This window comes from Vogesella lacus (genome assembly GCF_979366295.1).
The window spans coordinates 107294-119083 of the sequence record NZ_CEETQT010000003.1 but is presented as its reverse complement, the minus strand read 5'-3'; the positions used below and the strand labels follow the sequence as shown (position 1 = coordinate 119083).

Annotated in this window: 12 protein-coding genes and 2 tRNA genes; 3 read left to right on the top strand and 11 right to left on the bottom strand. The window is 57.4% G+C overall.

Going from position 1 to position 11790, the window contains the following annotated elements:
• Positions 1 to 6: 6 nt before the first annotated feature.
• The 11 genes from ACZ9W6_RS04625 to ACZ9W6_RS04575 all read right to left on the bottom strand — a co-directional run bounded on the left by ACZ9W6_RS04625 (position 7) and on the right by ACZ9W6_RS04575 (position 8171).
• Entirely contained in the window at positions 7 to 393 is a 387-nt protein-coding gene (locus ACZ9W6_RS04625; RefSeq protein ID WP_465189909.1) for a DUF1289 domain-containing protein, read from the bottom strand.
• 58 nt (positions 394 to 451) lie between these two features.
• Positions 452 to 528 (bottom strand) — tRNA-Pro (locus tag ACZ9W6_RS04620).
• 28 nt (positions 529 to 556) lie between these two features.
• Positions 557 to 904 (bottom strand): MerR family transcriptional regulator, encoded by a 348-nt coding sequence (locus tag ACZ9W6_RS04615; protein ID WP_465189908.1) that lies wholly within the window; start codon positions 902 to 904, stop codon positions 557 to 559.
• The gene (locus ACZ9W6_RS04610; protein WP_465189907.1) at positions 885 to 1187 is read right to left on the bottom strand and encodes an integration host factor subunit alpha; all 303 of its coding nucleotides are present in this window, start codon (positions 1185 to 1187) and stop codon (positions 885 to 887) included. The genes ACZ9W6_RS04615 and ACZ9W6_RS04610 overlap by 20 nt, the downstream gene beginning before the upstream one ends.
• 62 nt (positions 1188 to 1249) lie before the next feature.
• Positions 1250 to 3610, bottom strand: a complete 2361-nt coding sequence (gene pheT, locus ACZ9W6_RS04605; protein WP_465189906.1) for a phenylalanine--tRNA ligase subunit beta — start codon at positions 3608 to 3610, stop codon at positions 1250 to 1252.
• A gap of 18 nt (positions 3611 to 3628) precedes the next feature.
• Positions 3629 to 4615 (bottom strand): phenylalanine--tRNA ligase subunit alpha, encoded by a 987-nt coding sequence (gene pheS / locus ACZ9W6_RS04600; RefSeq protein WP_465189905.1) that lies wholly within the window; start codon positions 4613 to 4615, stop codon positions 3629 to 3631.
• Positions 4616 to 4742: 127 nt separating this feature from the next.
• Positions 4743 to 5099: a 50S ribosomal protein L20 gene (gene rplT / locus ACZ9W6_RS04595; protein WP_465189904.1), complete on the bottom strand. Its 357-nt coding sequence runs from the start codon at positions 5097 to 5099 to the stop codon at positions 4743 to 4745.
• 13 nt (positions 5100 to 5112) lie between these two features.
• Complete coding sequence (rpmI, locus tag ACZ9W6_RS04590) at positions 5113 to 5310, bottom strand: 50S ribosomal protein L35 (RefSeq protein ID WP_465189903.1); 198 nt, start codon at positions 5308 to 5310, stop codon at positions 5113 to 5115.
• A gap of 155 nt (positions 5311 to 5465) precedes the next feature.
• A complete protein-coding gene (infC, locus tag ACZ9W6_RS04585) occupies positions 5466 to 5990 on the bottom strand; it encodes a translation initiation factor IF-3 (RefSeq protein WP_465189902.1) in 525 nt (174 codons plus the stop codon).
• 31 nt (positions 5991 to 6021) lie between these two features.
• Complete coding sequence (thrS, locus tag ACZ9W6_RS04580; protein WP_465189901.1) at positions 6022 to 7923, bottom strand: threonine--tRNA ligase; 1902 nt, start codon at positions 7921 to 7923, stop codon at positions 6022 to 6024.
• A 171-nt stretch (positions 7924 to 8094) separates the two neighbouring features.
• Positions 8095 to 8171 (bottom strand) — tRNA-Val (locus ACZ9W6_RS04575).
• Between the two features lie 134 nt (positions 8172 to 8305).
• Between ACZ9W6_RS04575 and tgt the strand changes: the two genes are divergently transcribed.
• From tgt to secD, 3 genes are all read left to right on the top strand, one after another.
• Positions 8306 to 9421: a tRNA guanosine(34) transglycosylase Tgt gene (gene tgt, locus ACZ9W6_RS04570; RefSeq protein ID WP_465189900.1), complete on the top strand. Its 1116-nt coding sequence runs from the start codon at positions 8306 to 8308 to the stop codon at positions 9419 to 9421.
• Between the two features lie 149 nt (positions 9422 to 9570).
• Positions 9571 to 9891, top strand: coding sequence for a preprotein translocase subunit YajC (gene yajC / locus ACZ9W6_RS04565; RefSeq protein ID WP_465189899.1), 321 nt, complete (start codon positions 9571 to 9573; stop codon positions 9889 to 9891).
• 42 nt (positions 9892 to 9933) lie between these two features.
• The gene (secD, locus tag ACZ9W6_RS04560; protein ID WP_465189898.1) at positions 9934 to 11781 is read left to right on the top strand and encodes a protein translocase subunit SecD; all 1848 of its coding nucleotides are present in this window, start codon (positions 9934 to 9936) and stop codon (positions 11779 to 11781) included.
• Positions 11782 to 11790 lie beyond the last annotated feature (9 nt).

Here is an 11790-nt window from a genome sequence, read left to right as displayed (position 1 = left end):
AAGGGTTCAGTCAAAAAATGATTGCCACAACACGGTCAGCCAGTCTTCGGATGAAATACATAGCAAGAATGCTTTGCCGCAAGGCAGTGATACCTCAATCAGGCGATTGGTCCCATCGCGATATGGCAGGCCAAGCCGGATGGTAAAACTCGGTGTAATCGCCAGGCTCGCCCAGTCGCCTTGCACGGCAACAATCCTGGCATCCATCAAGCCCGCGATTTTCAGCCAGATGCCGCGCATGGCAAGGCAAGACAGCACCGCCTCACGCTCGCTCAAAGGCATTTCCAGCCAATGGCTGATTTCCGCGAAGGTTCTGAAACAACCCAGACACAGCTCGTCGCCGATTGCGGTTGAACAGATACCAATGCACGGACTTTCGATGGCATCGGTCATGATGTGAACCCAAAAGTAAAAAAGCCGCTTGCAAGCAAGCGGCTTTTTTATGTCTGAATGGTCGGAGTGAAAGGATTCGAACCTTCGACCCCCTGCACCCCATGCAGGTGCGCTACCAGGCTGCGCCACACTCCGACACGAGGAGCGCATAATAGCTTACACGCTATTTTTTGCCAAGCATGATATCCAGCCAATCAAGGATGGACTGCAGCTCGCCACGCACTTCTGCGGCCGTTGCCGTTGCCGGCCGGCCACCATCCAGACGCTGGCGCGCGCCATGAAGGGTAAAACCATCATCATACAAAAGCTCGCGAATCCGGCGCACCAGCAACACTTCGTGATGCTGGTAATAACGACGGTTGCCGCGGCGCTTCACATTGCGCAACTCGGAAAACTCCTGTTCCCAGTAACGCAGGACATGCTGCTTGACGCCAGTCAGTTCGCTCACTTCACCGATGGTGAAATAACGTTTGGCCGGAATTGCCGGCAGCTCAGCCTTGTTTTGCTGCATGATGTTGTTCAACCATTCCCTTGAGTTTCTGGCTTGCGTGGAAAGTTACCACGCGACGTGCAGTGATGGGAATCTCTTCGCCGGTCTTCGGGTTGCGGCCCGGACGCTGCGGCTTGTCTCGCAGCTGGAAATTGCCAAAACCGGACAGCTTGACGCTGGTACCAGTCTCTAGTGTTGCACGGATTTCCTCGAAGAAGGACTCGACCATATCTTTGGCTTCACGCTTGTTGAGGCCAACCTTGTCGAACAGTAAATCGGCCAACTCCGCCTTTGTCAATGTCATTTCTGCCTCACCACATAACCACTTGCGGCAAGCCACCCCCGGCCTGCCGCACTCAAACACACTTAACTGCGCAAAACCGCACCCACTGAACCGGCTGCGGCCAACATCGCCGCCACTGCCTGCTCGACTTCTTCATCCACCAGCGTACGCTCGGCAGACTGCAAGATAATGCGGAAGGCCAGGCTCTTCTTGCCCTCGTCCACACCCTTGCCGCGATACACGTCAAACAAGGCCAGCTCCTTCACCTCGGCGGTGGCAGCCTGCTGCATCGCCTGCTGGATGGTCCCAGTCTCGACCGCCTCATCCACCACCAGTGCCAGATCACGACGTACCGGCTGGAACTTGCTGATTGCCGCCAGTTTGACGCGGCCAACCTGCTCTACCGCCTCGACTGCCAGTTCGAACAGTACTGGCGCATTACCAAGGCCGTAAGCCTGTACCCACTGCGGATGCAATTCGCCCAGCACGCCAACAACTTTGCCGTCCAGCAGGACTTCAGCACAGCGGCCCGGATGCATGGCCGGATGTGCGGCCTTGCGATATTCGGCAACACGTGGATGCAACAGCGCTTCCACGTCGGCCTTGATATCGTAGAAATCCACGCGCTCGGCCTTGCTACCCCACTGTTCGGCAACACGACTGCCAAACGCCAGACCGGCCAGCACTTCTGGCTGGACTACGCTGCCATCCGCCTGCTTGCGGAACACCCGCGCCAGCTCAAACACGCGCACGCGGTTGTGCTTGCGGTTCAGGTTGGCCGCCAGTACGTCAACCAGACCACCGATCAGGCTGGAGCGCATCACGCTCATCTGGCTGGCAATCGGATTGATCAGGCGAACCGGATCGGCATTGCCGCTAAAATCACGTTCCCACTTTTCGTCAACAAAGGCATAGCTGACGATTTCCTGGAAATCACGACCAGTCAGCAGACGACGGACATCATTGCGCAGGCGCAAACCTTCCGGCAGCGGCAACATGCTTTGCGCAACGACCGGGGCATTGGCCGGGATATTGTCGTAACCGTAAACGCGCGCGATTTCTTCGATCAGGTCTTCCTCGATCTCGATATCGAAACGGAAGCTCGGCGAAGTCACCACGAAGCCGTCAGCGGTCGCTTCATGCGCGAGGCCCAGACGGGTAAAGATGTCGGCGATGTCGCTGGCGGCCAAGGTCACCCCCAGCACACGAGCAACACGCGCGGTGCGTACAGCAACCTGCTTGCGCGCTGGCAGCTCGCCAACGGTCTCGGTCAGCGGACCGGCCTCACCACCGCAAACCTGCAGTACCAGTTCGGTCGCGCGCTCGATTGCTTCGGTTTGCAGTTCGAAATCCACGCCACGCTCGTAGCGATAGCTGGAATCAGAACCGAAGCCCAAGGCACGTGCCTTGCCGGCAATCGCAGCCGGATGGAAGAAGGCGCTCTCGAGGAAAATGTCAGTGCTGCCAGTAGTCACGCCACTGTCCAGACCACCCATGATGCCGGCAATCGCCAGAGGCTTGCTGTCGTCAGCAATCACCATCAGATCCGGCGTCAGCTCGACTTCTTTCTCGTTCAGGCAAACCAGCTTTTCGCCAGCCGCAGCCATACGCACGGTAATGCCACCAGGGACCTTGGCCAGATCAAAGGCATGCATAGGCTGGCCCTGCTCGAGCAGGATGTAGTTGGTGATATCGACAATCGCCGAAATCGAACGCAGGCCGGAACGCTCCAGACGGCGCTTCATCCAGTCTGGCGTTGCCGCAGCAGCATTGACGTTTTTCACCACGCGGCCAACGTAGCGGCCGCACGGCGCCTTGTCGGCAATCTTCACCGCCAGCTTGCTGTCGGTTTGCGGGGCCACTGGGGAAATATTCCAGCCAGCCAGTTCGCTGCCGGTCAGCGCCGCGACTTCGCGCGCAATGCCGCGAATCGACAGGCTGTCGGCGCGGTTCGGGGTAATCTTCAGGGTAAACAGGCTGTCATCCAGACCGAGATAGTCGCGGATGCTCTGGCCAACCGGCGCATCGGCCGGCAGCAGCATCAGGCCGTCCACATCTTCCGGCACGCCCAGTTCCTTGCCGGAGCACAGCATGCCGCCGGACTCGACGCCACGCATCTTGGTCGGCTTGATCTTGAAGTCACCCGGCAGGATCGCACCAGGCAAGGCGCACGGCACTTTCACGCCGACAGCTACATTCGGTGCGCCGCAGACGATCTGTACCAGCTCACCGGTACCGACATCTACCTTGGTCACGCGCAGACGATCGGCGTTTTCGTGCTTCACGCACTCTTTGACTTCGGCAATCACCACACCGCTGAAAGCCGGTGCAGCCGGGGTCACTTCTTCCACTTCCAGACCTGCCATGGTCAGCAGGTAGGACAACTCGTCGGTGGTCAACGACGGATTTACACGGCTACGCAGCCACTGTTCGGAAAATTGCATGATGTCTCTCCGTCGCGATCAGTTGAATTGTTTGAGGAAGTTCAGATCGTTCTCGAAGAACAGGCGCAGATCGTTAACGCCATAGCGCAGCATGGCAAAACGATCAAGGCCGATACCGAAGGCAAAGCCGGTATATTTTTCCGGATCAATGCCGACATTGCGCAGCACATTCGGATGCACCATGCCGCTACCACCCACTTCCAGCCAGCGGCCGTTCTCGGCCAGCACGTCGATCTCCGCCGAAGTTTCGGTGAACGGGAAGAAAGACGGACGGAAACGTACCTGCAGATCATCGCGCTCGAAGAAGCGGCGCAGGAAGTCGGTAATAGTGGCTTTCAGGTCGGCAAAGCTGATGTTTTCGTCGATCCACAGGCATTCCATCTGGTGGAACATCGGCGAGTGGGTCGCATCGGAATCCACGCGGTACACACGGCCCGGCGCCACGATCTTGATCGGTGGCTTGTTATCCAGCATGTAACGCACCTGGATCGGGCTGGTATGAGTACGCAGCACATCGCCACCTTCTACATAGAAGGTGTCCTGCATCGCGCGCGCCGGATGGTTTTCCGGAATATTCAGTGCCTGGAAGTTGTGGAAATCCGTCTCGATTTCCGGACCGTCGGCGACGGCAAAGCCCATGCTGGCAAACAGATTGACGATGCGCTCTTGCGTCAGCGCCACCGGATGCAGGCCGGCAGGCCGGCTGCCGCGACCCGGCAGGGTTACGTCCAGCGACTCTGCGGCCAACTGTGCGGCCAGCTTGGCGGCGTTGAAGCCATCGCGAACTTCGTTATGGCGGCTTTCAAATGCCTGCTTGGCGGCATTGATGATGGCGCCGGCGCTCTTGCGCTCTTCCGGCGACAGCTTGCCCAATTGCTTGAGCAGCTCGGTCAGCGCGCCGCTCTTGCCCAGATAACGGGCCTTGACCTGTTCCAGCTCGACAAGGTCTTGGGCGGCATCCAGCGCCGCCAGACCTTCCTTGAGAATCTCGTCCACATTGCTCATGAGTCGCACCCGTAGCGTTCAGAAAACTGACCGGAACGTTGGTCGCTCTGGTCAGGTTTCTGCCGGTTCTGATTGGAAAAATCGAAAAAAAAGGGAGGCATCAGCCTCCCTTTTTAGTGTCCTGCCATTAAGCGAGGGCGGCTTTCGCTTTTTCAACGATGGCCGCAAACGCCGGCTTGTCGAACACAGCCAGATCAGCCAGAACCTTGCGGTCTACTTCGATCAGGGCTTTCTTCAGGCCGTTCATGAACTTGCTGTACGGCAGACCGTTTTCACGAGCTGCAGCGTTGATACGAGCAATCCACAGTTGACGGAACTGGCGCTTCTTCTGGCGACGGTCGCGGTAAGCGTACTGACCAGCCTTCATTACCGCCTGTTTGGCGATACGATAGACGTTCTTCCGGCGGCCGCGATAGCCTTTCGCCAGGGCGAGGATTTTCTTGTGACGAGCACGTGCGGTTACACCGCGTTTTACGCGTGGCATCTATTAGGTCTCCTTAAGCGTATGGCAGCATGGCACGAACAGAAGCCATGTTAGTAGCGTGTACCATGGCGGTACCGCGCAACTGGCGCTTGTTCTTGGTGGTTTTCTTGGTCAGGATGTGACGCTTGAAAGCCATGGAGCGCTTAACGCCGCCATTGCCCAATACCTTGAGACGCTTTTTCGCGCTCGATTTGGTTTTCATCTTCGGCATGGAAATCTCCTGCTGAATTTCGTTAGATTAGACACGCGGTGGCCGAGGCACTTGAAACCGCAGTATCACGCTTTTATACAACGCAGATTACTCCGCGCTGCAAAACCAACACGGCAGGTTACCCTGCCGTGTATGGAAGTCGATGATTATACCGGTTATTTCTTCTTCGGGGCAATCATCATGACCATCTGGCGACCTTCCAGCTTAGGGAACTGCTCAACAGTACCCACTTCAGCCAGATCAGCCTCGACACGCTTGAGCAGCGCCAGACCGATATCCTGGTGCGCCATCTCGCGGCCGCGGAAACGCAGCGTGACCTTGGCCTTGTCGCCTTCAGTCAGGAAACGGATCAGGTTACGCAACTTGACGTTGTAATCACCATCATCAGTACCCGGACGGAACTTGATTTCCTTGATCTGGATCTGCTTCTGCTTCTGCTTGGCCTCGTGGCGCTTTTTGGACTGCTCGTACTTGTACTTGCCGTAATCCATCAGCTTGGCCACCGGCGGCTGAGCCGTCGGGGAGATCTCGACCAGATCCACATCACGCTCTTCTGCCAGCGCCAGCGCTTCGCGCAAGCTGACAATACCGAGCTGCTCGCCATCATTTCCTACCAGACGGATCTCACGGGCGGTGATTTCGCCATTGATCCGCGGTTCGCGTTCCTGAGCTATAGCCATTACTCCTGTAAAAAATATCCGAAGCGGTTGCTTAATCCTGCGGCATTGCAGCCTGCAGGTGCTGCAACAAGGCATCAACAGTCATCTGACCGAGATCCTCGCCGCGCGAACGCACCGCCACCAGCCCGCCTTCCTTCTCTTTCTCGCCAATGACGATCTGATAAGGAATCTTCTGCAAGCTATGTTCGCGAATTTTATAGCCGATCTTCTCGTTTCTCAAGTCAAGTTCAACCTTGAAGCCTTGTTCACGCAATTTGGCCGCCACATCTGCAGCATAATCGGCTTGCGCACTGGTAATGTTCATGACCACCAGCTGAATCGGCGCCAACCACAGCGGGAAGGCACCCGCATGGTTCTCGATCAGGATGCCGATAAAACGCTCCAGCGAACCCAGCACTGCACGATGCAACATCACCGGACGGGCACGACCGTTTTCTTCGGTTACATACTCGGCATCGAGACGCTCAGGCAACACATAATCCAGCTGCAAGGTACCGCACTGCCAGGAGCGACCCAGCGCATCCTTTACGTGGTACTCAATCTTCGGACCATAGAAGGCACCCTCGCCCGGCAACTCTTCCCACTGCATGCCACACGCACGCATCGCCTCACGCAGACCCTCTTCGGCTCGATTCCAGGTATCCAGATTACCCGCGTACTTTTCCGGACGCAGCGACAGCTTCACTGCCACCTTGTCAAAACCGAAACGCTCGTAAACCTTCATCACCAGCTCATTGAAAGCCTTGGCTTCGCTGATGATCTGCTCTTCGGTACAGAAAATGTGCGCATCATCCTGCACAAAACCGCGCACACGCATGATGCCATGCAGCGCACCGGATGGCTCATTACGATGACAAGCACCAAATTCGGCCAGACGCATCGGCAGGTCGCGATAAGAACGCAGACCGCTATTGAACACCTGCACATGACCCGGGCAGTTCATCGGCTTCACCGCGTAGTCGCGCTTTTCCGACTCGGTAGTGAACATACCCTCACGGTAGTTTTCCCAGTGACCGGAACGCTCCCACATCACGCGATCCATCACCATCGGGGTGCGAATCTCCTGATAACCGGCTGCGGCCAACGTTTTGCGCATGTACTGCTCGATGCTCTGCCACAGCGACCAGCCCTTCGGATGCCAGAACACCATACCCGGCGCCTCATCCTGCAGGTGGAACAGATCCAGCTGCTTGCCCAGCTTGCGATGATCGCGCTTCTCGGCCTCTTCCAGCATAAACAGATACTGCTCGAGGTCTTCCTTCTTCGCCCAGGCAGTACCGTAAACGCGCTGCAGCATCTCGTTATTGCTGTCGCCACGCCAATAAGCACCCGCCACCTTCATCAGCTTGAAGACTTTCAGCTTGCCAGTTGACGGTACGTGCGGACCACGGCACAGGTCAGTGAACTCACCCTCGCGATACAGCGACAGTACCTCACCCTGCGGAATGGACTCGATGATCTCGGCCTTGTACGCCTCCCCAATCGACTTGAAGTAGGCAACCGCCTCGTCGCGCGACAACTCGTAGCGCTCGACCGGAATATCCTTCTTCGCCAGCTCGGTCATCTTCTTCTCGATGGCCACCAGATCTTCCGGGGTAAACGGACGCTTATAGGCAAAGTCGTAGTAGAAACCGTTTTCGATTTCCGGCCCGATGGTTACCTGCGCTTCCGGGAACAACTCCTTGACGGCATAAGCCAGCAAGTGGGCAGTCGAGTGACGAATGATGGACAGGCCATCCGCATCCTTGTCGGTAATGATGGCCAAATCGGCATCAGCCTCGATGCGATAAGAAGTATCAACCAGGCGACCATCAACTCGGCCAGCCAGCGCGGCGCGCGCCAGCCCGGTGCCGATAGATGCAGCCACCTCATGAACCGTTACCGGCTGCTCGAAGGAACGGATGGAACCATCTGGCAAACGAATATCTGGCATGACAACCCCGCTTCAGTGTGGTGTTTCGGAAGGATAAAAAAAAAGTGCGGCCTGAGCCGCACTTTTTGCTTGCATGGAGTGGTTTCATTCTTGAAACCGTTCCGTTCGGCTCGTTATTTCGAGGAACGGGTTGTAGTGGTTTGCAACATATCAATCACTCCTGCTGAATACTGGTAGGCACGATCGGATTCGAACCAACGACCCCCACCATGTCAAGGTGGTGCTCTAACCAACTGAGCTACGTGCCTGCAATCAAGGACGCCGATACTAGCAAGACATCCGGGCATTGGCAAGCACAAAATAAAGCTTTTTATGCGCCAGCCCTTGGCGCGGGTGTATACTTCGGCATTGATTTTGCCATTACCGCCATATTATCAAGCACATGCTGAAGTTTACCCTGCACAAGACATCGGGTGGCGCGCGCCGCGGCACCCTGGAACTGAACCACGGCAAAGTGGAGACCCCGGTTTTCCAGCCAGTTGGTACTTACGGCTCGGTCAAGGCCATGAGCCCGCACGAGCTTGACGACATCGGAGCCCAGATCATTCTGGGCAACACTTTCCACCTGTGGTTGCGTCCGGGCCTCGAGATCATCGAGCAGTTCGGCGGCCTGCATGATTTTATCGGCTGGGACAAACCCATCCTCACCGACTCCGGCGGCTTCCAGGTTTTCAGCCTGGGTGCGCTGAACAAGATTTCCGAAGAAGGCGTAACCTTCCAGAGTCCAGTCAACGGCGACAAGCTGTTCCTGTCACCGGAAAAGTCGATGGAAATCCAGAAGGTGCTGAACTCGGACATCGTGATGATTTTCGACGAATGCACTCCGGGCCAGGTTGACCACGCCACCGCTGCCAAATCGATGCGCATGAGCCTGCGCTGGGCCGAACGCTCGCGCCGTGCCTTTGACGACCTGAAAAACCCGAATGCACTGTTCGGCATTGTTCAGGGCAATCTGTATGGCGACTTGCGCCGCGAGTCGCTGGACGGCCTGATGAATATCGGTTTTGACGGCATCGCCATCGGCGGCCTGTCTGTGGGCGAGCCCAAGCCCGAGATGTACCGCATGCTGACCGAACTGAAGGACATGATGCCGGCCGAAAAGCCGCACTACCTGATGGGCGTCGGCACGCCGGAAGACCTGGTACACGGCGTGGCCAACGGTATCGACATGTTCGACTGCGTGATGCCAACCCGCAATGCACGCAATGGCTGGATTTTCACCCAGTGGGGCGACGTCAAGATCAAGAATGCGCGCTACAAGGATGACAAAAAGCCGCTGGACGAGACTTGCACTTGCTATACCTGCCGCCACTTCAGTCGTGCGTACCTGCATCACCTGCATCGCACCGGCGAGATTCTGGGTGCCCGCCTGAACACCATCCACAACCTGCATTACTATCAGGCGCTGATGCAGGAAATGCGTGACGCCATTGATGCCGATCGCTTTGAAGACTGGAAGGCCAGCTTCCACGAGCGTCGCGCACGCGGCGTGAACTGATTGCGGCCAACCTTGTCACATCCTGCGCCCATCATGGGCAGATAACAGGAATAAAGTTGGAAATCCGGATGGGCGTGGCTACAATCGCCCACCGGTGAAATGCATTCAAACCCGATTCCAAAATACTCTTTCAAACAGGGAGACCATTGATGTTCATCACCCCAGCTTATGCCAATACTGCCACTGCCGGCGGCTTCGATTTCATGGGCCTGCTGCCCATGGTTGTCATCTTCATCCTGTTCTGGTTCCTGCTGATCCGTCCGCAGCAGAAGAAGATGAAAGAACACCAGAAGATGCTGTCCGAAATCCTCAAAGGTGACGAAATCATCACCCAGGGCGGTATGGTTGGCCGCGTCAGCAAGGCTGGCGAGCAATATCTGACCATCGAGATCGCCAACGGCGTGGAAATTCACGTTCAGCGCGGCGCCGTAGCAGCCAAGCTGGAAAAAGGCACTTTCAAGTCCCTGTAATCCCATCGGGCCGCCCTGGCGGCCCGTTTTCCCGTAAAGCCCATGAACCGCTTCCCGATCTGGAAATACCTCCTGATTGCCCTGGCGTTGCTTGTTTCGGCCCTGTACACCCTGCCAAACTTCTTTGGCGAAACGCCGGCCGTGCAAATCTCCAGCAACCGCCAGGCCGCACCAGTCGACACCTCGCTGATGCAACGCATCGAAGGCTCGCTGCAGCAACACGGCATCAAGCCGGCTGGCGTAGTACTCGATGGCAACAGCCTCAAGGTGCGCTTTAACGATACCGACACGCAAATCAAGGCCCGCGATCTTATCCAGCAAGAGCTGGGCGAGACTTACATCATCGCGCTGAATCTGCTGCCGGCCTCCCCTGACTGGCTGACCCGCCTGCATGCCAACCCGATGTTCCTTGGTCTCGATCTGCGCGGTGGCGTTCACTTCCTGCTGGAAGTCGACATGAAAGCCGCTGTCGACAAGACCATGGAGCGCTACGCCGGCGACATCCGCCGCGAGCTGAAGGCTGCCAAGGTCCGCTACGGTGCCATCAAGCGTACCGGTGAAACAAGCCTGCAAATCCAGCTGCGTGATGAAGAAACCCTGAAGGCCGCTGCCGACAAGCTCGCGCGCGATCTGCCGACGCTGAGCTTCACCACCGACAAAGAGCTGTTCCGCATCACGCTGAGCCTCAAGCCGGAAGAAATCACCCGCATCCAGGGCGATGCCGTCAAGCAGAACATCACTACCCTGCATAACCGCGTCAACGAACTGGGCGTAGCCGAACCGGTAATCCAGCAAGCTGGCCCAAGCCGCATCGTGGTACAGCTGCCAGGCGTGCAGGACACGGCCAAGGCCAAGGATATTCTGGGCCGTACCGCCACGCTGCAAGTGCGTCTGGTCGAGGATGATCCGGCACAGGTACAGCAGGCGCTGGCCGGCAATGTCCCAGCCGGCTTCGAGCTGCTGGACGAAGCCAATCCGAATGGCCCGCAAAAGATCCTGGTGCGCAAGGATGTCGAGCTGACCGGCGACAATATCAACGATGCCCAGCCGGGCTTTGACGAGAATGGTGCCGCCGCCGTACACATCAACCTCGACAGCACCGGTGCCAACATCTTCCGCGACGTAACCGCACAGAACATCGGCAAACGCATGGCGATGATTCTGGTCGAGAAAAACCGCATGGAAGTGGTCACCGCGCCGGTTATCCGTACCGAAATCGGTGGTGGTCGCGTGCAGATTTCCGGCAGCATGAACCCTGCCGAAGCCAACGACACTGCCCTGCTGTTGCGCGCCGGCTCGCTGGCTGCGCCGATGAATATCGTCGAAGAGCGCACCATCGGCCCTAGCCTCGGCAAGGAAAACATCGAGAAAGGCTTCAAGTCCACGCTGTGGGGCTTTGCCGCTATCGCCGTGTTCATGGTGATCTACTATGGCGCGTTCGGTGTGATTTCGGTGATTTCGCTGGCGGCCAACGTGTTTGTGCTGGTAGCCATGCTATCCATGCTGCAAGCCACGCTGACCCTGCCGGGTATTGCCGCAATTGCGCTGACGCTGGGTATGGCGATTGACGCCAACGTGCTGATCAACGAGCGTATCCGCGAAGAGTTGCGCAATGGCGTACCGCCACAATCGGCCATTCATGCCGGTTATGGTCATGCTTGGGCCACGATTCTGGACTCCAACATCACCACCCTGATCGCCGGTATCGCCCTGCTGATCTTCGGCTCTGGTCCGGTTCGCGGCTTTGCCGTGGTGCACTGCCTGGGCATCATCTCGTCGATGTTCTCGGCCGTGCTGGTATCGCGTGCCATCGTCAACCTGTGGTACGGCCGCCGCCGCCGTCTGAATTCGGTTTCGATCGGTCAGATCTGGAAGCCGGATAGCAAATAAGGATAGACA